Annotated in this window: 18 protein-coding genes; 4 read left to right on the top strand and 14 right to left on the bottom strand. The window is 66.9% G+C overall.

Annotation, left to right across the window (positions count from 1 at the left end; all coding sequences use genetic code 11):
• Nucleotides 1-138 precede the first annotated feature (138 nt).
• The 14 genes from ABQJ56_RS11195 to ABQJ56_RS11130 form a co-directional block, all read right to left on the bottom strand.
• Nucleotides 139-1,407 carry a glycosyltransferase family 4 protein gene (locus tag ABQJ56_RS11195; protein ID WP_367845099.1) on the bottom strand — a complete coding sequence of 423 codons (1,269 nt, stop codon included), beginning with the start codon at nt 1,405-1,407 and terminating at the stop codon, nt 139-141.
• Entirely contained in the window at nt 1,382-3,349 is a 1,968-nt protein-coding gene (gene asnB, locus ABQJ56_RS11190; RefSeq protein ID WP_367845098.1) for an asparagine synthase (glutamine-hydrolyzing), read from the bottom strand. Before asnB ends, ABQJ56_RS11195 begins: the two co-directional genes overlap by 26 nt.
• Complete coding sequence (locus ABQJ56_RS11185; RefSeq protein ID WP_367845097.1) at nt 3,349-4,434, bottom strand: glycosyltransferase family 4 protein; 1,086 nt, start codon at nt 4,432-4,434, stop codon at nt 3,349-3,351. Before ABQJ56_RS11185 ends, asnB begins: the two co-directional genes overlap by 1 nt.
• Nucleotides 4,431-5,750 (bottom strand): hypothetical protein, encoded by a 1,320-nt coding sequence (locus ABQJ56_RS11180; protein ID WP_367845096.1) that lies wholly within the window; start codon nt 5,748-5,750, stop codon nt 4,431-4,433. The genes ABQJ56_RS11185 and ABQJ56_RS11180 overlap by 4 nt, the downstream gene beginning before the upstream one ends.
• A complete protein-coding gene (locus ABQJ56_RS11175) occupies nt 5,747-7,024 on the bottom strand; it encodes a glycosyltransferase family protein (protein ID WP_367845095.1) in 1,278 nt (425 codons plus the stop codon). Before ABQJ56_RS11175 ends, ABQJ56_RS11180 begins: the two co-directional genes overlap by 4 nt.
• Nucleotides 7,025-7,109: 85 nt before the next feature.
• On the bottom strand, nt 7,110-8,567 hold the full coding sequence (locus ABQJ56_RS11170) for an oligosaccharide flippase family protein (RefSeq protein WP_367845094.1): 1,458 nt from the start codon (nt 8,565-8,567) through the stop codon (nt 7,110-7,112).
• Between the two features lie 33 nt (nt 8,568-8,600).
• Nucleotides 8,601-9,911, bottom strand: a complete 1,311-nt coding sequence (locus tag ABQJ56_RS11165) for a glycosyltransferase (RefSeq protein ID WP_367845093.1) — start codon at nt 9,909-9,911, stop codon at nt 8,601-8,603.
• Nucleotides 9,908-11,059: a hypothetical protein gene (locus tag ABQJ56_RS11160; RefSeq protein ID WP_367845092.1), complete on the bottom strand. Its 1,152-nt coding sequence runs from the start codon at nt 11,057-11,059 to the stop codon at nt 9,908-9,910. The genes ABQJ56_RS11165 and ABQJ56_RS11160 overlap by 4 nt, the downstream gene beginning before the upstream one ends.
• 96 nt (nt 11,060-11,155) lie before the next feature.
• The gene (locus tag ABQJ56_RS11155; protein WP_367845091.1) at nt 11,156-11,647 is read right to left on the bottom strand and encodes an acyltransferase; all 492 of its coding nucleotides are present in this window, start codon (nt 11,645-11,647) and stop codon (nt 11,156-11,158) included.
• On the bottom strand, nt 11,623-12,750 hold the full coding sequence (locus tag ABQJ56_RS11150; protein ID WP_367845090.1) for a DegT/DnrJ/EryC1/StrS family aminotransferase: 1,128 nt from the start codon (nt 12,748-12,750) through the stop codon (nt 11,623-11,625). The genes ABQJ56_RS11155 and ABQJ56_RS11150 overlap by 25 nt, the downstream gene beginning before the upstream one ends.
• The gene (locus tag ABQJ56_RS11145; protein WP_367845089.1) at nt 12,747-13,334 is read right to left on the bottom strand and encodes an acyltransferase; all 588 of its coding nucleotides are present in this window, start codon (nt 13,332-13,334) and stop codon (nt 12,747-12,749) included. The genes ABQJ56_RS11150 and ABQJ56_RS11145 overlap by 4 nt, the downstream gene beginning before the upstream one ends.
• Before the next feature lie 12 nt (nt 13,335-13,346).
• Nucleotides 13,347-14,306 carry a Gfo/Idh/MocA family protein gene (locus ABQJ56_RS11140; protein ID WP_367845088.1) on the bottom strand — a complete coding sequence of 320 codons (960 nt, stop codon included), beginning with the start codon at nt 14,304-14,306 and terminating at the stop codon, nt 13,347-13,349.
• A gap of 142 nt (nt 14,307-14,448) precedes the next feature.
• Nucleotides 14,449-16,647: a polysaccharide biosynthesis tyrosine autokinase gene (locus tag ABQJ56_RS11135; protein WP_367845087.1), complete on the bottom strand. Its 2,199-nt coding sequence runs from the start codon at nt 16,645-16,647 to the stop codon at nt 14,449-14,451.
• A gap of 33 nt (nt 16,648-16,680) precedes the next feature.
• The gene (locus tag ABQJ56_RS11130; protein WP_496430680.1) at nt 16,681-17,115 is read right to left on the bottom strand and encodes a low molecular weight protein-tyrosine-phosphatase; all 435 of its coding nucleotides are present in this window, start codon (nt 17,113-17,115) and stop codon (nt 16,681-16,683) included.
• Nucleotides 17,116-17,167: 52 nt separating this feature from the next.
• Here ABQJ56_RS11130 and ABQJ56_RS11125 point away from each other — a divergent pair, with 52 nt between their 5' ends.
• From ABQJ56_RS11125 to infB, 4 genes are all read left to right on the top strand, one after another.
• Complete coding sequence (locus ABQJ56_RS11125) at nt 17,168-17,482, top strand: hypothetical protein (protein WP_367845085.1); 315 nt, start codon at nt 17,168-17,170, stop codon at nt 17,480-17,482.
• Between the two features lie 710 nt (nt 17,483-18,192).
• On the top strand, nt 18,193-18,729 hold the full coding sequence (rimP, locus tag ABQJ56_RS11120; protein ID WP_367845084.1) for a ribosome maturation factor RimP: 537 nt from the start codon (nt 18,193-18,195) through the stop codon (nt 18,727-18,729).
• 176 nt (nt 18,730-18,905) lie between these two features.
• Nucleotides 18,906-20,411 (top strand): transcription termination factor NusA, encoded by a 1,506-nt coding sequence (gene nusA, locus ABQJ56_RS11115; RefSeq protein WP_367845083.1) that lies wholly within the window; start codon nt 18,906-18,908, stop codon nt 20,409-20,411.
• A gap of 126 nt (nt 20,412-20,537) precedes the next feature.
• Nucleotides 20,538-23,324, top strand: a complete 2,787-nt coding sequence (infB, locus tag ABQJ56_RS11110; RefSeq protein ID WP_367845082.1) for a translation initiation factor IF-2 — start codon at nt 20,538-20,540, stop codon at nt 23,322-23,324.
• The last annotated feature ends 86 nt before the right edge of the window (nt 23,325-23,410 follow it).

Here is a 23,410-nt window from a genome sequence, read left to right as displayed (position 1 = left end):
CGATCGTGTACGGCTTCGGGAACGGGTGGTGCGGTTCCGGCAAAGCCCGTCAGTCGATTCCATGGCGGTGAATGCGGTTCTCCGAACGGCGCATGGGTTGTGTCGTGGCAGGGCGCGCACGACGCGGAAAATCGACCTCTACAAGGATGATCCGGCGGGCACCGCCAGCGGATCGCACAATTCCGCATAGACCCCCAGGGTGCGCTGGATGACGATGCGCTCGTCGAACTGCGACCGCGCCTTGAGGCGGGCGGCCTCGCCCAACCGCTGCGCGAGCCCGGGATCCTCGTGCAGCCGCCGGATGGCCTGCGCCAGCGCCTCGCCGTCCCCCTTGGGAACCAGCAAGCCGTCGATGCCATCGGTCACCACTTCGCGGCAACCGGGTACGTCGGTGGTGACCAGGGGAAGCCCGCAGGCTGCGGCTTCGACCAGCGTCCTTGGCAACCCTTCCCGGTGGCTCGGCAGCACCACGACATCGACCGAACCGAGCAGGCCGGCCATGTCGTCGACATGGCCGAGCCAGGTGACCAGTCCCTCCGCCACCCACTCGCGTATCGTCGCTTCCGGAACCGCGGCCGGGTTGCCCGGGTCCGGCGTACCGGCGAGCAGGGCATGGACCGCGCAGCCCTGGAGGCGTAGCTGCCGGATGGCGGTGACGAACTCGGCCAGGCCCTTGTCCCAGAGCAGCCGGCTTGCCAGCAGTACGCGCATGCGTCCGTCGCCCGGGGCCTTCGTGTGCGTCCCTGCGGCGAACTGCGCGCAATTCACGCCCGAACCCCGGATCAGGCGGATGTGCTGCGGGTCGACAAGTCCGGCCTGCCGGAACAACGCAACGTCGTCCGCATTCTGCAGGATGAGCCGCGCGCCGCTGCCACCCAGCGCGAGGCGCAGCAAGCCGCGCACCAGCGGTCGCAACAGTCGTGCCTTGACGTGCGGGCTGGTGAACACGTAACCCATGCCGGCGACGGCGTTCACCCGGGCGGGTACGCCGGCCAGTCGCGCCGCCAGCGAGCCGTACACGGCGCACTTGATGGTGAAGCCGTGCACCAGCATCGGCCGTTCGCGTTGCAGCAGGCGGACGAGATGCCACAGCAACGCCGCTTCACGCAGCGGGTTGAGGCTGCGCCGCGCCATCGGCAGTGGTTCCCATCGCAGGCCGAGGGCCCGCAGCTTGCCGCCATAAGGCCCCGGCGGGGAAATCAGCAGGACGTCGTATCCCTGCTGCCGCAGGGACATCGCCAGCGAGCGGCGGAAGTTGTAGAGATACCAGTCCGTGTTGGCGAACAGGACAGCTTTCATGGTTGTGCCTCGCGCAGGGCCACGGGCGTGCCGCGTTGTCCGCGGGGGGGAGGGCAGGGCGTGCGGCTCGCGCGCAATGGCGTCATGGCGACGTCCTCCGGTTTTCATCCAGCCATGCCTGGAACATGAGCACGCTCCACAGCGGGTGCTGCCAGTTGCGCCGGCCGCCCAGGTGCTCCTTCCATTTCCGCCGGATCGGCGCCGGGTGGAAATAGCCTTCCCGGCGCAGGCGGTTCTCGTCGAGCAGGGCTTCCGCCCAGTCGCGCAGGGGGCCGCGCAGCCAGCTGTCGAGCGGGATGCCGAAGCCCATCTTGGGCCGTTCGGTCAGTTCCCTGGGCACGTGCCGGTACAGCACCTGGCGCAGCAGCCACTTGCCTTCGCCGTCGCGTATCTTCTGGTGCAGGGGCAGGCGCCACGCCAGCTCGACCACGCGATGGTCGAGCATCGGCACGCGCGTCTCCAGGCTGTTGGCCATGGCGGCCCGGTCGACCTTCGCCAGGATGTCGTCGGGCAGGTAGCTCTGCGCGTCCATCGCCATCATCCATTGCGCCAGGTTCCCGGTGTCCGGCCAGGTTGCCGGATCGGTCAGCAGGGTCGCGGGCTCGTGCGCGCCGATCACGACGCCGTCCGGGTTCTTCCACTGGCTGGCGAGGTGCAGGAAAAAGGCGTGGCCGCTCGACAGCGGGAGCACGTCGGCCAGTTTCTGCGCCTTGTCGCCGGGCGTGGCCAGATGCCAGCGCTTCGGCAGCAGCGGTCTGGCGCGTTCGAACCATCGGTCCCATGCCGTCGGCGACAGGGCGCGCAGCATGCCGGCGCTGGCGTGGCGGACGAACGACGGCAGGCGCTGCATCCGCTCCCAGGCCGTGCGCGCGCCCAGGTAGCGGTTGTAGCCGCCGAAAAGTTCATCGCCGCCGTCGCCGCTCAACGCCACCGTCACCTCGCGGCGGGTCAGCTGGCTGATCAGGAAAGTGGGAATCTGCGAGCTGTCGCTGAAAGGCTCGCAGTAGATCGAGGGAAGGCGCGGGATGACCGCCAGGGCGTCCTCGGGGCGCACGTAAAGCTCGGTATGCTCGGTGCCGAGATGCCTGGCCACTGCCTTGGCGTGGGTGGCCTCGTCGTAGCCGGTCTCGCCGAAGCCCATGGTGAAGGTCTTGATCGGGCGCTGGCTGCGTGCCTGCATCAGGGCCACGACCGTGCTGCTGTCGATGCCGCCGCTGAGGAACGCGCCCAGCGGCACGTCGGCCAGCATCTGCGCGCCGATGCTGGTGCCCAGCTGTTGTTCCAGCGCATCGGCCGCTTCGGCATCCGAACAGCGAAGCGGGTCGGCCAGGCCCGCTTCGACGGCGTCGTTGTAGCGCCAGTACGCCGCGGCCTGCGCGCTCCGTGGCGCATCGGCGGTGATGCGCAGCAGGTGCCCGGGGCGAAGCTTGAAGACGCCGCGGCAAATCGAGTACGGCGCGGGAATGCAGTCGTGGCGCAGCAGCAGCGCCAGCGCGTCGCGATCGACACCCGCACGGAAGGCCGCATGTGCCTTCAATGCCTTGAGCTCCGAGCCGAACAGCAGGGTATCGCCCTGCCATGCGTAGTACAGCGGCTTCTCGCCCAGGCGGTCGCGCGCGAGCGTGAGTGCCCGCTGCTGGCGATCCCACAACGCGAAGGCGAACATGCCGACGCATGCCTGCAGGGTCCGCTCGACGCCCCACGCGAGGAAGCATGCGAGCAAGGTCTCGGTATCCGAATGCCCGCGCCAGGCGATGGCCGCGCCTTCCGCGAGCAGGCGCTGGCGCAGGTCCGGATGGTTGTAGATCTCGCCGTTGAACACGAGGACGTAACGCCCGCAGGCCGAGAGCATGGGCTGGTGGCCGGCCGGCGAGAGGTCGAGGATGGACAGGCGTCGATGCGCCAGCACGATGCCGGCCGATTCGTCGCACCACGCGCCGCTGTCGTCAGGACCGCGATGGCGCAGCCGGGCCGACATCGATTGCACCTGCTCCAGCAGCGCATCGCGTGCACCGCCATGCAACTGCCAGAATCCGGCCAGGCCGCACATCAGTGCCGCCCCACGCCGTGCATCACATCCGCGAGGCGTGGCGCCTGCACGGTCACGCTGTATTCGTCCTCGACGCGGGCACGACCCGCCAGGCCCATGCGCGTACGCAGGGGGCGGCTCAGGATCAGCCGCTCGAGGCCGTCCTGCCACGCGGCTGCCTCCGTCGCCAGGAAGCCGTCTTCGCCATGGCGCACGATGTCGACGTTCGCGCCGACCGCCGAGGCGACCACCGGCAGGCCGCACGCCATGTACTGGATGATCTTGTAGCCGCACTTGCCGCGTTCCCACGGGCCGTCGCGCAACGGCATGATGCCGATGTCCATCCGCGCGATCGTCGCGGCCTCGCTGTCCTCGGACCATGCCGCCACCTCCGGCACGATGCCGTCGAAGCGGCCGACGATCTCCGTTCGCGGTCCCACCAGCAGCAGGTGCGCGCCATGGCTGGCGCAGACCTGCTGCAGCACTTCGCGGCTGTCCAGCAGGTATTCCTCGGTGGCGGGCGAGCCGATCCAGCCGATGACCGGCCGGTGGCCATCCGCATGGTTCACCACCGCGTAGCGTTTCTCGTCCACGACGGTCGGTATGACCTCGATCCGCGTCGCACCCGCCTGCGCGGCGCGCGCGGCGAGGTAGCGGTTGCCGGCGACCACGCAGGCGGCACCGCGCATGACCCGGTCGATCTTGCGGCCCAGCATGCGCCGCACCAGCGGGCTTGGCGACAAGTCGTACTTGTGGAACAGCGCATCGTCGTAGTCCACGACGTATGGCTTGGCGGATCGCGCCAGCATCGACTCCAGCCAGTACGGCAGGTAGGGGAACAACTCGCCCTCGATCCAGGCGAGGTCGTGCTCGTCGCGGCGTAGAAGCTGCATGACCCGCTGGCAGCAGTACCGCCATGCGAGATGCCGGGTGATTCCGGGGCGGTTCCCGTACAGGGCCTCGAGATAGGCATCGGGGAACAGCGCATGCACCCGCACGTCGATTCCGCGGTCGCGCAGCAGGGGCAGGTACTGCAGGCTGCGCAGCCGCGAACTGGGGCCCAGCCTGGAATATCTGGAAAACAGCAGCACCCGGAGACGCTTCATTCCACCGTCCGCCGCAGGTTCGCCGGGTACTCGACGAACAACGCCACCAGCGGGATGACGTACATCCACTGGAAGGCGAAGGCCTCGATGTAGGGGTTCGTGTTGGTGCCGAGGAAGGCGCAGAAAAAGCCGCAGAACATGAACTTGTGCCGTGGCGGCAAGCAGCGGGCATAGGCCAGCCGCGCCACGGCGGCCATGTAGGCCAGGAATGGCAGCGCATAGATCAGCGTGCCGATGATCCCGACCCGATAGAACGTAGCCAGCCATACCACCTCGTAACGCCAGGGGTGGATCGGATCGCTGACGAAACTGACGCCGACGCCGTGCCCGGCCCCCACGCCGTTGTCATCGAGAATGGCGGTGAACAGCGAATGGCTCATCTGCGCACGTGCGCTGCCGCCACCCGAGGCGAGCTTGGCGGTGACGACGTCGAGCACCTTCGACAGGCTGATTTGCGTGTAGGCCTGCAGCAGGAACAGTGCCGCCACCACCGCGACTAGCATCGGCAGGCCATAGCGGATGGCGCGGGTGAGCGGCGATCTGTGCGGATGCTCGGTGGTGCGCGCTGCCAGCACCAGGCCCAGCAGCCAGCCGAGCGGCACCGCGAGGATCAGCGCCGAGCGGCCGGAGGTGAGCGCGCAGATCAGCAGCGCCGCCAGCAGCACGAACCGCAGCAGCCTGCCCTTGATCAGTTCGGGCGAGCTGAAAAAGCCGCCGCACAGGAAGATCAGCGAGCCATAGACATGCATGGTGGCGCCGGAAAATCCCTCGTTCTGGTTGATGTTGGCTCCCTGGAAGAAGAAGGCCACCGCGGCCGCGCCGTGCCGGAAATACAGATAGAAGAACAGGGCGACGCTGAGCACGCACAGCAGGCTGAGCAGGACGAACCAGCCGATCAGCCGCTCGGCGCCAAGCCGCCTCAGCAAGGCCTCGGCGATGATCGTCCACAGCAGCGGCGAAACGATGTAGATCGCCGCCACCTCGGCGATGGCGATCAGCGGCGCACCGTGCATGCCGCCCACGATCACGTAGATGATCGTCACGATCACCGTGCAGGCATACATCGTCAGCAGGTTCCTGAAGCCCGGACTGATGCGCAGTCCCGGCAGCGCCAGCATGAAAGCCAGGCCCATCACCGCCGCGGTGGGGATGGGCAGCGAATTCGGGACGACCACGGCAAGGAACAGCAGCAGGAAGGCCGCCCCCAGGAACAGGTGGCCCACGGTGAGCCGATACCAGCCCGCGTCCTCGAATGCGGTGGACGGCAGGGACAGGCTCGCCTGGGCGGTCCGTGGTGAATCGTGGCCGGGAGTCATGGCTGCACCATTTCCGAGATCCAGCGATCGAGCATGCCGGCCTGCGCGAGCTTGCTGTAGGGGCTGATGTCGCGCTGCGCGGTGGCGGCGGGGGGCGACAGGGCGATCCGCAACGCGTCGCCAGCAGATGCGCTCTCGCCGGTCAGCAGGCTGTGCCCCGCTCCCGTCTCGGCGAGGATGGCGGTGGCGGCGTTGCGCACTCCGGAAATGCAGACGATGTCCGCCCCCGCGGCGAGGTACTCGAACAGCTTTCCGGTGGCGCAACTGGCACGCGAACCAGTCAGCAGCAGCAACCTGTCGCAACGCTGCATCAGCCGCAACGCCAGCGTGCGTTCCACCGGTCCGTGCACGCTGACGGAAAACCTGGCCCGTTCGAGCGTGGCCCGTTCGGCATCGGTCAGCTCGCCCACGAACATCACGTGCTTGTTCGCCGCGGTTTCGGGGGACGCGTTCAGCGCATCGACGAGGAAATCGAGGCTTTTCGATGCCGAGCCGTCGCTGGCGCCGATGCGCCCGAAATGCCCGACCAGCAGCGTACCGGGCGGAACGTGCCGGGCAAGGATCGCGGCGACGCGCGTGTCGTCGCCGGCCTCGCCGCCCGGCGCGGCGAAATCGGCCGGGTCGTAGCCGTTGGGCAGGGTGGCCGCGGCCTTGTGCGGGTAGCGGCGCTGGAAATCGGCCACCAGGGGAGGGCTCACCGAAGTGACCAGGCCGGCGCCTGCCACCACGCGGGCCTCGATCAGTTTGCGCATCCGTGTCCGCAGCCAACCGGGTTTGCCCAGCGGCTCGAAGACGAATCCGTCCCGGAAATCCTGCAGGCAGCCGATGCCATGCCGGCTGGCCAGGCTCGCGGCGGCGATCAGGGCGTCGATCGGCGAGTACGTGCCGATGGCCACGCAGCGCTCGCCCGCGGCCAGTCTCCCGGCACACAGCCGATCGGCCTCGGCCAGCGCCTGCACCAGCCACGGCCGCGCGCGCCCGCCGCCCCCGGCAAGCAGGAACGGCAGCGGCCGCACGAAGGCCGCCGCCAGGGTCAGCAGCGACGACGCGGCGGAGGATTCGCTCCCCACGCAGTGTCCGGGCAACGGCAGGATGGTGACGTCCGCCGCCGGCGGCACCGCCGCTGCGGGCGCGCCGGCCGCGGGCTCCCGGGCGAAGACGAAGATCCGGTATTTCGCTGGATCCAGATACTTCAGCAGGCCCTTGAACCGTTGCGCGGCGATATTGCCGGACAAGTGGTGCGCCGCGAAGACGAACAGGTTGATCTTCGTCATGGCCGCAGCCCCCATCCGCCCGCCGCTGCGTCGACCGGGACGGCGGAACCATGGCAGCGCGGCATGCGGCAGGGCGCGATCCTGCTCATGGCAGCATGCCGGGGTCTTCCTCCGGCTCCGGGTAGATGCGCTCCAATCTGAGCGAGTGGAGCACCGACTGGTACATGCCGGCCCATTCGGTGCGGAAGCACCAGATCACGACCGGCAGCAACGCCAGCCAGACCAGGCTGAGATGAACCGGGGCGCGGGGACCGTACACCAGCGTGGCGATGGACAGGCCCACGCCGGCCGTGACGAACGCATACAGCCGGGCGCGCGGGAAGGGGCGCCAGACATGGGCCGAGGCTTCGGTCCGCGCCACGAAGAAAACCAGGAACGCAACGGAGTTGGCCACCACCGCGCCGGCCGCGCCATGGTCGGGCACCAGCCACACGCTGATGACGACGTTGACGACCAGTCCCGCGATGGTCGACCACAGCGACAACATGGATCGGCGCGTGATCCCGATGCCGACGCAGGTCACTTCGGAGAGGGTGTAGAGCAGCGGCTCGCCGATGCAGCACAGCATCAGGTACTTCACCTGCGCGTAGTGCGCGGGCAGCACGAAGTCGGTCAGCCACGACAAGGCTCCGCTCAGGGCCCAGATGGTGCAGACCACGGCCAGTGCCTGCTGGGCGACGTGGTCGACGCGCCGCATGTCCACGCCATGCGCCACCCACTTGTAGACCATCGGTGCCCACAGCACGGTGAAGATCGTCTGGAAGACCACGCCCACGCCGGCGAAGCTCATGGAGACCGAATAGATCGCCAGCTCCGGCAGGGTGGACAGCGAACGCAAGGCCAGCGTGCTGGTGGCATCCAGCCCCCAGTAGGCCACGCCGGCAAAGATCAGCGGCACGCCATAGTCGAGCAGGCCGCGAACCTGCGCGCGGGAAACCGGGGCCAGCAGGGCCGGGCTCCATTCGCGCCAGGTGTTCAGGCTGTAGACGAGCAGGACGGCCAGCAGCGAAGCCAGGTAGGCCGCTTCCAATGCACCGAACGACCTCGAAAAGGCCGGCAGCGCCAGCACGCCCACGGCCAGCAGGAGAATCACCTTGGGCAGGATCTGGCTCAGCGAGAACGCCATGCCGCGGTCCTGCATGCGCAGGATCAGCGAAAGGAAGCGCGAGACGAAGCTCACCACCACGCAGGCCACGAGCGTCCAGTAATACGCGATATGCCCGAGGCCGAACAGCCAGTCGGCCAGGCGCTCGTCGATCGGTATGGTGGCCAGCATCACCAGCAGCATCAGCGCGAGCCCCGGGGTGAAGCAGGCTTTCAGCAGTGCGCCGCGATCGCTCCATTCGTGGTATTCCCGCACGTAGGCGCGGTCGAGCCCGAGGTTGAACAGCAGGACGCCGAACGACACCGCGATCTGCACGATGTTCAGCCGGCCCACGTCGGCGGGCGGAAATACCCAGGCGATCACCGGCACCGTCACCAGGCCAAGCACGGCGGTGGCGATGGGGCCGATGGCAAATGCCAGCACGGTTCGTATGTTCACCCGTCGACCTGTCCTGTTGAGCCGTTGTCGTGATCACCGTCTTGTCGCTTGTCGGATCCGGTATGCCGGCCGCTGAAAGGCGCGTTCCGGTTGCCTGTCGCTGGAAGCGCCGATGGCGATCACGTCTGCAACGAAATCCCGGTAATTCCTGGCGGCGTCGAAGCCGGCCTCGATCGCCTGCCGGGCCTGCGCGCGCCGGCTGTCGCGTCCGTCCGCGAACGCCACCCGCTCCATTGCTTCGGCAATTTCCCGGGCATCGGGGCGCGGGCCCAGCAAGACGCCGCAGCGGTCGGATACCAGGCTGGAGATGCCGCCCACGTCGGGGGCGACGGCCGGCACGCCCGCGCTCATGGCCTCCATGATGGAAACCGGGACGCCTTCGGATTCGCTGGCATTGACCAGCATGTCCACCGGAGTATTGAGGTAATACGCCTTGACGGCATGGTTGGGCAGTTCGCCGAGGAAGGTGCAGGTGACGTTGCCCAGCCCGCGCAGTTCCGCCCTGGCCTGTGCCGTGATTTCCTCCAGCAGCGGGCCGGCGCCGATATGTGTCCAGGTCATGCTGATGTCCGGATGACGGCGGCCGAGCAGGGCCATGGCGCCGACGATCCGGTCCAGCCGTTTCACGCGCAGGCAGGAGGAAACCGACACCACCCGCAGGCATCCGGCCGCGCTCGGGCGCGCGCGCGCGCCGGCCAGCGGCACGCCCAGCGGGCTGACGCGGACCTTGCCCGGCGGGGCGCCGTAGGTCCGTTGCAGGTAGGCCCGCGCCTCGCGCGACAGCGCGAAGACCGCGTCGTAGTCGGCAATGAACTGGCGCTTGAGCGGCATGTAGCCGTCCCTGCGGCGCGCTTCGTACAGATCGAAGCCATGCACGCGGGAGACGACCTTGCGCACCGCGCCGGCCTTCCTGGCCAGCACGGCGGCACAGGCCTGCGTTTCGTTCCAGTAGCAGTAGGCCACGTCGATCGGGCCGTGGTTGCCGGCGTATCGGCGCAACTGCGCGGCCTGTTCGAACACCTTGGATGTGTGCAGCAGGGCGCGCACGACCGTGCGCGGATTCGTCTTGCGCGACCGCCGCAGCTGGCCGAGCTCACGCCGGAAGATCGCGGAACACAGCGCCAGCAGCATGAACCACAGTCGCCGGTGTTTGGCGGAGCGCGCCATGCCGAGGTCGACCGCGATGCCCGTGGGCACGGGCCGCGGCGCTCCCGCGGCCAGCGCCGGCAGCAGCGTCACGCGGGCATCGGTGCGCGCGGCCCAGTAGCCGATCTCGTCCTCGATGAACTGCTCACCGGGGAGGTAGGGATAGGCATTGGTCAGGATGGCGATGTTCACGATCATGCGGCCATGCCCGTGACGACGATGTCGGTCACGCTGTCCTGGTAGACGGCATGGTCCACCTCGAAGGGAACGCTGATCTTGAAGCGGCCTGCCGTGGCGAGGCTCGTCGTGAGCACGCGGCGCCAGTTCGCGGTCACTTCTTCCATCGTCAGCATCGCGGGCCGCCCCGTGGCCAGCGCGTTGTATTTCTCCCAGTAGAGATGGTCGTGGAAAATGCTGTATTCGGCGCTGATGACGGCAATCGTCATCTCGACGGCATTGGCCAGGTCAAGCTCGGACACGCATATCTCGGGCACGTTCTCGCGCACCACGTAGTACAGGCGGGACAACGGCACCGAAGCGGACTCCACCCGGCTGTACAGGCGGTCGGGCGACATCTTGCGTCGCACGTTGGCGGAGTTCACATGGTTCTTGATGTTGAAGTGGGCGCGGTCGATCCATCCGCGGCCCGCGAGAATCTCGCTTTTCATCGCGTTGCCGACGCAGTTGTAGCCGTAGATCTTCGGCCACGCCATGTTGCCGTTGACGCGTGCGGTGTCGGACATGACGACGATATCGTCGCTGACGAAGCCGACATCCTCGCTGTCCCTCAGCGCGAGCATGGCCGACGACTTGCCGGCACCGCCGGTGCCGGCGAGCAGGCAGGCGCTGCCGCCGATCGCCACGGAGGCGGCATGGATCGGCACCACGTCCTTGAAGAAATAGACCGACGGGACCAGCACGAACTCGTGCAGGATCTGCTCGAACGCCTCGGCCTCGCGCGGATACTCCATCGACAGCAGCTTGTGGACCGTACGCCGGATGCCGCGTCGCGGCTTGATGACGACGTCCACCTCCAGGCGATCGTCGCCGGCACGCTCCCAGTAGACGTCGACGGTGGGAAAGGATGTCAGCATCCCGCGCTCGAATGTCTCGTGCACCCTGGGATTGATCGAGGAAGGCTTGTACGCGGGCACGGCGCGGCCGATGCGTACGTTCACCTCGGGCTCGCGGTCGCCGGCATCCGCGTACAGGTCCAGGCTTTCCGCGAGCAGCTCTTCCAGTTCCGCGTCACCGGAAAACGCATAGCATTTGTCGAATATGATTTTCTTCATGCGTGCAGATCCTGCATTGGCCATAACTGCTGACAGGTCACGCCGGCCACGCATCCATGCCGGTGCAGCGCAGGCGCCCGTTCCCTGGAGAGATCGCCGCCGCCAGGCGGCTGGTGCAGATGCCGGGACGACATGGTCGGTGCTTGCATGTCATCGCTCCCTGATGACTCGCGCGGGAACACCGGCAATCACCCGGTTGTCCGGTACCGATCGCGTGACCACGGAATTGGCACCGACGATCACGTTGTTGCCCAGCGTGACGCCTTCCCGGATATAGACGTTGTCGCCTATCCAGCAGTCATCGCCGATGACGATGTCGCGCTCCAGGTGGATGATCGGGCCCGCCGCATTGTTGGTGGGCCTGTCCTGCGAGTGCGTGATCGCCTTGATCGAGACGTTGTAGCCAATGGCGCAGCTGCGGCCGATGACGACTTTGGAATGCATGCCGCATGACAGGTGCGCCTGGTTGAGATAGCTCTGCTCGCCGATCAGGAAATGCTGCTTGGGGCCGATCAGCTTCGATCCCAGGCCGATCGTGGCGCGCGGCGATATGCCGCTGTACTCGCGCAATCGCCGGACGTGGCTCCTGCGCTGCGCCCAGTTGACCGAACCGCTTATCAGCCTGGCAAGGAGATCGAGCATGGCCGAACCTGTTTCATGGAGGCCGCGATGATGTTTTCCGCGATCAGGCTTGTCTGTGACTCCGTCAGATACGGGTGCATGGGCAAGCTGAGTACCCGACTGGCCACTTCGTCGCCCACCGGGAGACGCGCGCCGGCATCCGCCACCGCGGGCTGCCGATTGATCGGAACCGGGTAATGCACCACGGTGGGAATGCCCGCGTCCTTCAGTCGTGCCTGCACGGAGTCGCGATCGTCCACACAGATCGTGTACTGGGCGTAGACGCTGGTGTTGTGCGGTTCGACATGGGGCAGGGTGGCGCTGCCGGCTCCGGCGAGCAGCGCACCGTAACGGGCCGCGACGCGCTGCCGCCGTTCGATTTCGTCCTCGAAGATTTCCAGCTTGGCCAGCAGGATGGCCGCCTGCAACGTGTCCAGCCGGCTGTTCACGCCGATGCGAACGTGGTGGTAGCGGCGATCCTGGCCGTGACGCGCGATTTGCCGCACGGCCTGGGCAAGCTGGTCGTCATTGGTGAAAACCGCCCCGCCGTCGCCATAGCAGCCCAGTGGCTTGCTGGGGAAGAAGCTGGCGCAGGCGATCGTGCTCAGGTTGCATGATCGCCGCCCCTTGTAGAGCGCGCCGAAACTCTGCGCGGCATCCTCGATCACCGGAATGCCATGCCTGCCGGCGATCGCATTGATGGCATCGAAATCCGCGCACTGCCCGTAAAGCGAAACCGGGATGATCGCGCGGGTCCGCGGGTTGATCGCCGCCTCGAGCCCGGCGGGATCGAGGTTGTAGGTGCGCGGATCGATATCCACGTACACCGGCCTGGCGCCCAGCAACGCCACCGTTTCCGCCGTGGCGATGTAGGTGAAGCCGGGCATGATGACTTCGTCGCCGCTGCCGATACCCAGCGCCATCTGCGCGATCTGCAGCGCGTCCGTGCCGTTCGCGCAGCTGATGCAATGCCTGGCGCCGACGAAGGCGGCCAGCTTCGCCTCCAGCTCGGCCACTTCGGGGCCGAGGATGTACTGGCCGTGGGACAGCACGCGTGCGATCCCGGCGTCGAGGCGGTCCCTGATGCGGGCTTGCTGGATCTTGAGGTCGATGAAGTCGATCATGTGCCGGCGCCCTGCCTGTGCAACGTGCTGCCGGCCAGCACGTAGCGACTGCCGGTATGGGCGCAGACGGCTTCGGCGTGGCCTTCCAGCGGCAGGTCGAGCCGTTCGCCGAATTCGCTCATCCAGCCGATCTGCCGCGCCGGCACACCCACCATCAGGGCATAGGCCGGCACGTCGCGGGTGACCACCGCGCCGGCGCCGACGAAGGCGAACTCGCCGATGGTGATGCCGCAGACGACGGTGCAGTTCGCTCCCAGGGTGGCGCCGCGGCGGACCACGGTGTCCTGGTATTCGTCCTTGCGCTCGATCAGCGAGCGGGGGTTGTAGACATTGGTGAACACCATGCTGGGGCCGCAGAAGACCCCTTCCTCCAGCGTCACGTTGTCGTACACCGACACGTTGTTCTGGATCTTGCAGCGGTCGCCGATGACGACCCGGTTGCCGACGAACACGTTCTGGCCGAGCGAAACCTCTTTGCCGATGCGGGCGCCGCCGCAGACGTGCACGAAGTGCCACACGCGGGAGCCTGCGCCGATCCGGGCACCTTCATCGACGATGGCGGACGGGTGCTGGTAGTGGTCCATGCTGCGTCCTTTTCAGGCTTGCCGTTGCAGGAACGGGTGAACGTCGCCCGCGGAGGGGGTGGCCTTGCCGTTGCGGATCGCCGCCACGGTGTCGATGGCGGTGCGGTTTTCCTCCAGGCCGAAGCCGCGGCCGGCGAGGATCTCCTCGTAACTGCGGTTGTGCAGGTCGGTGAAGCCGCCGGAAAACTCGATCTCCTCGCCGTCCACGGTGATCGAGCGGTAGGTGCGCTGCCCGGCTTCGCGTTGTGCGGCGGGCACGTCCTCGACATCCACCGACAGGAACCAGCGCACGCGGGCATTCTCGTATTCGAGGTAGCCGGCCGCCTTCGTTTCGCTGCACAGGTGCACCACGTTGAGCTGCAGCGCCCCGAACACGTAATGCAGCATGTCGAAGAAATGCACGCCGATGTTGGTGGCGATGCCGCCGGATTTCTTCGGATCGCCCTTCCAGCTCTGCAGGTACCAGTGGCCGCGCGAGGTGACGTAGGCAAGGTCCACCTCGTGCTTGCCGCGCGCCGGTTCGTGCCGGACCTTGTCGCGCAGGGCGATGATCGCGGGGTGCAGGCGTAGCTGCAGGATGGTGTTGATGCGCCTGCCGGTTTCCCGCTCGATCTCCGCCAGGCCGTCGATGTTCCAAGGATTGAGCACCAGCGGCTTCTCGCAGATCGCGTGGGCGCCGGAGCGCAGGGCGAAGCGCATGTGCGAATCGTGCAGGTAGTTCGGCGAGCAGATGGCGACGTAGTCGATCTGGCCGCCGTTCCCGGCACGCCGGCGCAGGTCGACGTGGCGGTCGAAGCGCTCGAACTCGGTGAAGAAGTCGGCGTCGGGGAAATGGCTGTCGATGATGCCCACCGAGTCGTTCGGATCGAAGGCCGCCAGCAGGCGGTTGCCGGAGGCCTTGATGGCCTGCATGTGGCGCGGGGCGATGTAACCGGCGGCGCCGATGAGGGCGAAGTTCTTCAAGCTGGGCATGGAACTGATCCTGCGTGATCCCGGGAGGGCGTCCGCGGCGCCGCGCCGATCGGGCGCTGGCGTCGTCGTGGCCGTCGTCATTCGTTCCCCCGGCGCATGCAGCCTGCCTCGTCGCGTGTCGCGTTGGTGTCGTGGCCGGCGGTCATGACAGCGCCTTGCCGACGCCGTAGTAGGCGTAGGCGTAGTAGCCGCTGCTGCGCTTTTCCACGGCATTGAAGATGGCGCCCTTGATCGGAACGCCGTTCTGCTCGAAGCGCTGCCTGGCCAGCGCGATTTCGCGCGGCTGATTGAGCCCGAAGCGCACCACCAGCAGGGCGGTGCCGGCATGGTGGCCAATGAGCGCGGCATCGGTCACCGCCAGGATGGGCGGCGTGTCGATGATGATCAGGTCGTACATCCGCTTCAGGTGATCGAGCAATGCGGAGAACCGGGCGTTCATCAGCAACTCGGAAGGATTCGGCGGCACCTTGCCGCGTGCGATGAAGTGCAGGTTTTCCAGCGACCCGATCTGGTGTGTTGCCTCGTCCAGGTCGGCCTGGCCGGAAATCAGCTCGGAAAGGCCCGCGCTGGGTTTGCTGCCAACGATCCTGTGCAGCGAGCCCATGCGCATGTCGCCGTCGATCAGCAATACCCGCTGGTTGCTTTGCGCGATGACGGCGGCGAGGTTGGCGGCAACGAAGGTCTTGCCGACATCCGGGCCGGATCCGGAGATCATCAGCACATTGTTTTTCGCTTCCAGGCGGGCGAAGTGCAGGCTGGTGCGCAGACTGCGCAGGGCTTCGGTGGCCAGGTCCGCAGGCGCCTCCGTGACCAGCAGGCGCTGCTTGTCGCCCCTGCGGACATGCTTGTCGTGCAGCATCTGCTCCCGCAGGCTGATCGGAATGGTGGCGTACACCGGCAGGCCGATCCTTTCGATGGCGGCCGGATCCTCGATGCTGCGGTTGAGCATGCGGCGGACGAAGACGCATACCAGGGCCACGAAGCCGCCCAGGAATGCGCTGCCCAGCACCACGATCGGTTTTTTCGGCCATACCGGCCGCGTGACGTCCACGGCGGCCTTGTCCACGATGCGCACGTTGCCCACCGTGCCTGCGCGGGCTATGTCCAGCTGCTGCGCCTGGTTGAGCAGGCCGGTGTAGGTGTCGTTGCTGACCTGCACGTCGCGTTGCAGCTTCAACAGTTCCTGCTGGGTATCAGGCAGGCCGCCCACCTTCTTGTCGATGGCGCCCTTTTGCGCTTCCAGCTGGCCTATCTGCTGCATCAAGGCCTTGTAGGCCGGGTGCGCGGGCGTGTATTGGCGCTGCATGTCCGCCTGCTGCAGGCGCAACTGCTGGATATTGGTCTGGACGGCAACTTCCTGGTTCAGCAGGCTCTGGGTCTGCATGTTGATGTCGACCGAACGGACCCGGTTCTGATATGCGTTGAGCGCCGCCGTGGCCTTTTCCAGCTGGATGCGCACCTTGGGGAGCTGCTCCCGGACGAACTCCAGGCTGTTTGCCGCCTCGGCCGAATTGCGATCCACATCCTGCCGCACGTAGAGCTGGCCGACCTGTCCGAGCAGGTTGGTGGCCAGCGCGGGATTGGTATTGTCGTAGGTCATCTCGAGGATGCCGGAATCCTTGCCCTGCTCGTTGACGTTGATGGCCTTCTGCAGCCCGTTGATCACGGTCAGCTGGCGATGGCGGAAAACGCGGAAGTGCGTGCCGGGATTGGCCAGCAGTGTCTTGACCTGGATGGTCACGCCCTGACTGCTGGCGGATTGTCCCGCCTTGCCGGCAACCAGGAGGTTGCCGTTCTCGTCCTGCAGGGCATAGTCGCCGTTCCTGCCGGCGATCAGGGTCAGCGGCTTGTCCAGCAGGCCGTCCGGCACGTCCAGCTGGAAAATGTCCAGCTTCGCGCCGCCCCAGTCGTAGCCGTTCATTCCGAACCAGGGCGAGGCCACCTTGCCGGGATTGTGCGAGGCATAGAGGCGGGCGATGAAGTTGCCGAACAAGGGGAGGCGCTTCGGGTGGCTTTCGATCGTGAGCTTGAGCTTGTCCACCGCTGCGCCGACCACCATGCGCGAGGTGATCAGTGCGGACTGGGTGGTCGCTTCGGGATCCGACGCCCCCAGTGTCTGGCTGAGTGCGCTCAGGCCGGGCAGGTCCGGGACTTTCTGTTCCACCTGCACCATCGACGTGGCCTGATAGACAGGCGTGGCCGCGATCGCATAGATGATGCCGAGCACGACAAAAAAAACGGTGATGCGCGCGATAAGCCACTTGTTATCACGCAGCGTGCCGAGCAATTCACCCAGGTCAATCTCGTTGTCGCTTTGCGCGCGTTCCAGAGTGTCGGTCATATCGATTGCCATCTCGTGACATGAAAACAGGAATCACAAATAAATCTTCCAGCTGTCGACCCCCCGGATGATCATTTCATGGACATATTCAAAGGCTGCGCGGTGCTGGCGATAAGGGTCGGGGATATCATTTCCATTCAGCCATTTGTCGAGCAGGTAAGCCTTGCCGCGAATTTCGGGTGAAAGCTGAATCATTGCGTCGACATGACTTCTTTCCATGCCCAGCACCAAATCGGCTTCGCGCAGCATTGCAGGAGTCAGCTGGCGTGCGCGATGCATCGTGCCGTCAATGCCGCTTTCCGCGAGCAGCTGCAGGGCGGTTGCATCCATGGGCCTTCCGCCAGGCGCATAAAGACCCGCGCTGCTGAATGCAACGTGACGCGATCTCGTGCGCTGTCGAAACAGGTATTCGGCCGTGGGGCTGCGGCAGACATTACCCATGCAGACGATCAATACCCGCTCAAACACAGCGCCGTCATGCTCCCGATCCCGATCCAGCGTCGATCCAAGGATGCTAGAAATGGCGGTCCCGGCCTCCTGTCACTATTCAGTGGAAACTCGCGGCAAAGCGAGTTTCGTGGCCCTGTTTCGATTGCAAGTGGCGCGTTTCGCAAAGCTGCTCGACAGTGAGCGGCAAGCGGGTTGTATCCCCGCTTATTATCTCGCCCCCGGCATTACACGAGGATGTCGATACGTTGAGCGCCAGCCGGAGATGGTTTGTCATCGCCAGGCTGAAATTGGAGCATCGATGATTGCACGTCCGGATTGCTTGTCAGTGAACAACAGCCAAATGGTCCGTGCCATGGTCGTGATTCGCCCGCGGACAAAGGATTGATGCCTGCATTGTGCGGTGACGCGAATGTGAAATTCACGTCGATTTATCTTGATTGCGAGAGCTTGAATCCGATGTCATCTGAGCCTGCGACCGGGATCCAGTCGATATGGTCACGCGGCCGGCCCGGACGGCGTGTGCGCCTTGATGCATCGGCAACCGTCCGAAGCTTCGATGGCGATGTTGCCGGGCGGCGTTGCCGCATGCAGAGCGACCCTCGCCATTCGTGCGCGATATTGCCGGCGCAGTGGGCTGCGACGCCTGCACGCCCGGGACGCAGCTTCACCGCGAGCCGCCCGTCTGGCAGTGCGGACGGGTTCGCCATCGGCAATGAGGCATGGGCATGCCCAGGCCGGGGCCGCCCGGCTGCCTTCGGAGGTTCGGGTGCCCCTGCGACGCAGCAGGACCCTGCCTTGCGACGCGGCGGTATTCCAGTTATGATCCCCGAACTCTGATGCGGCCAAGTGGCAGTACGAGGATCCCGGTTGCAGAGACCGCGTCCTGTCCCCGCAACCAGATCTTTCTTGGACAAGAAAGCCTCCTCGTGAGGCTTTTTTGTTGGGCGCAGGGATGCGTCGCGCCTGCAGCGGTCCATGGCCGCCGGCGCCGGAGGGGTTGCCCGGAGTCGGGACATCGGCGAGGACGCTCCCGCAAGGAGCAGGGAATGGGCCGCTTGAGCCCATTTTTTGTTTTCGCGACCTGGATACGCACTGATGGACACGCACGCACTTGCACAACGCTTCAGCACCGTCCTGGCCGATCTCGGCCTGGTATGTCTGGGTGTGGAATTCGCGCCATCGCAGGGCCAGAGCACCCTGCGCGTCTATCTCGACCTTCCCGAAGGCGCCGCCGATGGCGAGCGACGCGAGGTGGGCATCGAGGATTGCGAGGCGGCCAGCCGCGAGCTTTCCGCGCTGCTGGACGTGGAAGACCCGGTCCCCGGCCACTATGTGCTGGAGGTTTCCTCGCCCGGCCTCGATCGTCCGCTGTTCACCGCCGCGCAATTCGCACGGGTGGTCGGACAGGAGGTGAAGCTGCTGTTGCGCGTACCGCTGGAAGGGCGTCGCCGCCTGCGCGGCAAGCTGCTGGCGGTGGAGGGCGAGCGCATTTCGCTGGAGGCCGAGGACAGGGTGTTCGCCCTCGAGCATGCCCAGGTGGAAAGTGCACGGGTGGTGCCGGACTGGGTGGCGCTGGGCTACGCGCCCAAGCCCAAGCCCGGCAAGGCGCCCGGCAACAAGAAGAAAGCCTGAATCATCCCGTTCAACCATGCGATCATGGACGGCCGCAGTACGAAGCCACGCACGGACGGGCAAAGACATTGAAAAGTGCAGCCATGGATGGCTGCTTGTTGATCCTGGCGTTCAGGGACGAGCGCAGAAGCCAAGTTACCAAGCGGTCGCCGCGGGGCGCCCATGGAGTTGCTGCAATGAGCAAAGAGCTTTTGCTGGTGGTCGACGCGGTTGCCAACGAGAAGGGCGTGCCGCGCGAGGTGATCTTCGAGGCGATGGAGGCCGCATTGGCCTCGGCGGCGAAGAAGCGCTACCCCGACGAGGAGCCGGACATCCGCGTGTCGATCGACCAGGACACCGGCGAGTACGAGACCTTCCGTCGCTGGGAGATCATCGCCGACGACGGCGAGATGGAGTCGCCGTTCTACCAGCTGCGCCTGATGGACGCGCTGGACGAGCGCGCCGATGCCCAGGTGGGTGAATACATCGAGACGCAGATCGAGAACGCCGAGTTCGGCCGCATCGCGGCGCAGGCCGCCAAGCAGGTGATCGTGCAGCGCGTGCGCGAAGCCGAACGCCAGCAGGTGGTGGACGCCTACAAGGACCGCGTGGGCGAGCTGATCACCGGCATCGTCAAGCGCGTCGAGCGCGGCAACATCTACCTCGACCTGGGCGGCAACGCCGAGGCCTTCATTCCGCGCGACAAGACCATCCCGCGCGAGTCGGTGCGCGTGGGCGACCGCGTGCGCGGCTATCTCTTCGAAGTGAAGTCCGAGGTGCGCGGGCCGCAGCTGTTCGTGTCGCGCGCCGCGCCGGAATTCATGATCGAGCTGTTCAAGCTGGAAGTGCCGGAAGTCGGCCAGGGCCTGGTCGAGATCAAGGGTTGCGCCCGCGACCCGGGCGACCGCGCCAAGATCGCGGTGGTGGCCCACGACAGCCGCACCGATCCGATCGGCGCCTGCATCGGCATGCGCGGTTCGCGCGTGCAGGCGGTGTCCAACGACCTCAACGGCGAGCGCGTGGACATCATCCTGTGGCACGAAAACCAGGCCCAGTACGTCATCAACGCGATGGCGCCGGCCGAGGTGCAGTCCATCATCATGGACGAGGAAAAGCATTCGATGGACATCGCGGTGGCCGAGGACAAGCTGTCCCAGGCGATCGGCCGCGGTGGCCAGAACGTGCGCCTCGCCAGCAAGCTCACCGGCTGGCAGCTCAACGTGATGACCCAGGACCAGGTCGCCGCCAAGAGCGAGGCCGAACAGGAGGCCGCGCGCCAGCTGTTCATGGACAAGCTCGAAGTGGACCAGGAGATCGCCAACATCCTGGTGCAGGAAGGCTTCTCCAGCGTCGAGGAAATCGCCTACGTGCCCAGCGCCGAGCTGCTGGCGGTGGAGGGCTTCGACGAGGACATCGTCGAGGAACTGCGCGCCCGCGCCCGCGACGCGCTGCTCACCGAGGCGCTGGCCGTCGAGGAGACCATCGACGAGCACCAGCCCAGCGAGGAGCTGCTTGAGCTGCAGGGCATGGACGAGACCACGGCCTACGCGCTGGCGGCCCGCGGCGTAGTGACGGTCGACGACCTCGCCGACCAGGCGGTGGACGACCTCATCGACATCGAGGGCATGACCGAAGAGCGTGCCGCGTCACTGATCATGGCGGCGCGCGCACCGATGATCGAACAGCTGGAGAAGGGCGGCTAACCGCGAACGGCGGCGCCCGGGACGGGCGCGCCGAGGAAGGCCTAGGGTCTTCCACCAGGGATGGCGGTGTACGTGCAGGCGAGGCCGCACGGACGACAAGCGCGGGAACGGCGGAGAAAGAACACGATGTCGGATGTCACGATCAAACAACTCGCCCAGGTGCTGGGCATGCCGGTCGACAAGCTGCTGGGGCAGCTTGGCGAGGCCGGCATGAAATTCTCCGATCCGGAGCAGGTCATCAGCAGCACCGAGAAGGTGAAGCTGCTGGGCTTCCTGCGGCGCACCCACGGCAAGAACGAACCCGCCGCGGAGACCGTCGACAGCGCGCCGCGCCAGATCACGCTGCGGCGCCGCACCGTGGGCGAGCTCAAGGTTTCCACGCCGGGCGGCCGCGGCGCCGCCAGCACCGCCAAGACGGTCAACGTCGAGGTGCGCGCCAAGCGCACCTACGTCAAGCGCAGCGTGATCGCTGAAGAGGCGGGCGCCGAGCCCGAGCGCGAGGAGGCCGTGCGCAAGCTGGCCGAGTCCCGCGAGCAGCGCAAGCAGGAAGAACAGGAGCGCCACGACGCCGAGCAGCGCAAGCAGGAAGCATTGCAGCGCGAACAGGAAGAGCGTCGCCGCGCGCAGGAACAGGCCGAGGAGCGTCGCCGCGAGGCCGAGGCCAAGGTCGCCAGCCCCGTCGAGGCCGAGCCCAGCTCCGAGCCTGAAGAGGCCAGCCCCGAGTCCGCACCGGAAGCGGGCGAGCCGGTGGTCGCCAGCGAGGCCGCCGAAGCGGCGCAGCCGGCGGTGCAGCGCCTCGACACGCGCGGTCTCGGCATGATCGTTCCACAGGTGCACGAGCCGCGCAAGCGCGAGAAGCTGGTCAAGCCGACGCCCGCGCCCGCCCCGGCTCCGGCACCCGCCCGTGCCGCGGCGGCCCCGGCATCCGCCGACGCCGCCCGCGGCAAGTCCCGCCACGGCGGTCGCGACCGCGACGACGTGGCCGGCGGCAAGCGTTTCGCCGGCGGCGAGCTGCACCTGAGCGACGCCGATCGCGCCCGCCGTTCCAGCGGCAAGCGCGGCAAGCCCGGCAAGGGCGCCGTGCGCGAGGTTGCGCGCGGCGGCTCGCCGGCCGGCGGTGCGCACGGCTTCACCCGTCCCACCGCCGCGGTGGTGCGCGAGGTCGTGGTGGGCGACGCCAACGTGGTCGCCGAGCTGGCGCAGAAGATGGCGGTCAAGGGTTCTGAGGTGGTCAAGGCGCTGTTCAAGATGGGCGTGATGGCCACCATCAACCAGACCATCGACCACGACACCGCCGCGCTGGTGGTGGAGGAACTCGGCCACAAGGTGGTCGAGGTCAACGCCAACAACGCCGAGGCCGCGCTGGCCGCGCATACCCAGAGCGTGGAGCTGGAGGGCGAGAAGGAGTCGCGTCCGCCGGTGGTCACCATCATGGGCCACGTCGACCACGGCAAGACCTCGCTGCTGGACTACATCCGCCGCACCAAGGTCGCTTCGGGCGAAGCCGGCGGCATCACCCAGCACATCGGCGCCTACCACGTGGACACGCCGAAGGGCGTGATCACCTTCCTCGACACCCCCGGCCACGCCGCGTTCACCGCGATGCGCGCCCGCGGCGCGCAGTCCACCGACATCGTGGTGCTGGTGGTGGCCGCCGACGACGGCGTGATGCCGCAGACGGCGGAAGCCGTGCAGCACGCGCGCGCCGCCAAGGTGCCGCTGATCGTGGCGCTCAACAAGATGGACAAGTCCGACGCCAACCCGGACCACGTCAAGCAGGGCCTGGGCAACCTGGAAGTCATCCCGGAAGAATGGGGTGGCGACACGCCGTTCGTGCCGGTGTCGGCCAAGACCGGCATGGGCGTCGATGAGCTGCTCGATGCGATCTCGGTGCAGGCCGAGGTGATGGAGCTGACCGCCGTGTTCGACGGTCCGGCCTCGGGCGTGGTGATCGAATCCAGCCTGGACAAGGGCCGCGGCCCGGTGGCCACCGTGCTGGTGCAGCAGGGCACGCTGAAGCGCGGCGACTTCGTGGTCTGCGGCATCGAATACGGCCGCATGCGCGCGCTGGTCGACGAGACCGGCAAGACCGTGCAGGAAGCGGGCCCCTCGATCCCGGTGCAGGTGCTGGGCCTGTCCGGCGTGCCGGAGGCGGGCGACGACTTCGTGGTGGTGGCCGACGAGAAGCTGGCCAAGCAGGTGGCCGCCGAACGCCAGCAGAAGCGCCGCGAGACGCGCATGGTCAGCAAGGCCAACCGCCTCGAGGACATCATGGCGCAGATGGGCCAGGGCACCGGGCAGCAGACGCTCAACATCCTGGTCAAGGCCGACGTGCAGGGTTCGGTCGAGGCGCTGCGCGAGTCGCTGGGCTCGATCGGCAACGAGAACGTCAAGGTCAACGTGATCTCCGCCGGCGTCGGCGGCATCACCGAGTCCGACGCCACCCTGGCCGCGGCCTCCAAGGCGCTGGTGATCGGCTTCAACGTGCGTGCCGACGCCTCGGCGCGCAAGGTGATCGACACCGCCGGCCTGGACGTGCGCTATTTCTCGATCATCTACGACGTGATCGACCAGGTGAAGCAGGCCGCCTCGGGCCTCCTGGGCGTGGAGATCCGCGAGGAGATCATCGGCATCGCCCAGGTGCGCGAGGTGTTCCGCAGCTCCAAGTTCGGCGCGGTCGCCGGCTGCATGGTCACCGAGGGCCACGTCAAGCGCAGCAAGCCGATCCGCGTGCTGCGCGACAACACGGTGGTGTTCGAGGGCGAGCTGGAATCGCTGCGCCGCTTCAAGGACCTGGTCGACGAGGTGCGCAATGGCATGGAATGCGGCATCGCCGTGAAGCAGTACAACGACGTCAAGGTCGGCGACCAGATCGAGTGCTTCGAGCGCATCGAGGTGGCCCGTACCCTGTAACGCCCGCAAGGCGTCACAGGGTACGGGCGCGGCCATGGATGGCCGCACGCGGAGCAATGGCTGCGCCATTGCTCCGGCGGAGGCGG

Origin of the sequence: Rhodanobacter geophilus (assembly GCF_040812275.1) — a bacterium.
Classification (GTDB): Bacteria; Pseudomonadota; Gammaproteobacteria; order Xanthomonadales; family Rhodanobacteraceae; genus Rhodanobacter_A; species Rhodanobacter_A geophilus.
This window is presented reverse-complemented; position numbering and strand designations above follow the sequence as displayed.

Bases quoted from the DNA above. Each gene is read 5' to 3' on its own strand.
- ABQJ56_RS11175 (WP_367845095.1), bottom strand. From the start codon at position 7,024: ATGACGAAGATCAACCTGTTCGTCTTCGCGGCGCACCACTTGTCCGGC.
- infB (WP_367845082.1), top strand. From the start codon at position 20,538: ATGTCGGATGTCACGATCAAACAACTCGCCCAGGTGCTGGGCATGCCG.
- ABQJ56_RS11140 (WP_367845088.1), bottom strand. From the start codon at position 14,306: ATGCCCAGCTTGAAGAACTTCGCCCTCATCGGCGCCGCCGGTTACATC.
- ABQJ56_RS11185 (WP_367845097.1), bottom strand. From the start codon at position 4,434: ATGAAGCGTCTCCGGGTGCTGCTGTTTTCCAGATATTCCAGGCTGGGC.
- ABQJ56_RS11180 (WP_367845096.1), bottom strand. From the start codon at position 5,750: ATGACTCCCGGCCACGATTCACCACGGACCGCCCAGGCGAGCCTGTCC.
- ABQJ56_RS11150 (WP_367845090.1), bottom strand. From the start codon at position 12,750: ATGATCGACTTCATCGACCTCAAGATCCAGCAAGCCCGCATCAGGGAC.
- ABQJ56_RS11145 (WP_367845089.1), bottom strand. From the start codon at position 13,334: ATGGACCACTACCAGCACCCGTCCGCCATCGTCGATGAAGGTGCCCGG.
- ABQJ56_RS11160 (WP_367845092.1), bottom strand. From the start codon at position 11,059: ATGCGTGGCCGGCGTGACCTGTCAGCAGTTATGGCCAATGCAGGATCT.
- nusA (WP_367845083.1), top strand. From the start codon at position 18,906: ATGAGCAAAGAGCTTTTGCTGGTGGTCGACGCGGTTGCCAACGAGAAG.
- ABQJ56_RS11155 (WP_367845091.1), bottom strand. From the start codon at position 11,647: ATGCTCGATCTCCTTGCCAGGCTGATAAGCGGTTCGGTCAACTGGGCG.
- rimP (WP_367845084.1), top strand. From the start codon at position 18,193: ATGGACACGCACGCACTTGCACAACGCTTCAGCACCGTCCTGGCCGAT.
- asnB (WP_367845098.1), bottom strand. From the start codon at position 3,349: ATGTGCGGCCTGGCCGGATTCTGGCAGTTGCATGGCGGTGCACGCGAT.
- ABQJ56_RS11135 (WP_367845087.1), bottom strand. From the start codon at position 16,647: ATGACCGACACTCTGGAACGCGCGCAAAGCGACAACGAGATTGACCTG.
- ABQJ56_RS11125 (WP_367845085.1), top strand. From the start codon at position 17,168: ATGGCGGTCCCGGCCTCCTGTCACTATTCAGTGGAAACTCGCGGCAAA.
- ABQJ56_RS11195 (WP_367845099.1), bottom strand. From the start codon at position 1,407: ATGAAAACCGGAGGACGTCGCCATGACGCCATTGCGCGCGAGCCGCAC.
- ABQJ56_RS11165 (WP_367845093.1), bottom strand. From the start codon at position 9,911: ATGATCGTGAACATCGCCATCCTGACCAATGCCTATCCCTACCTCCCC.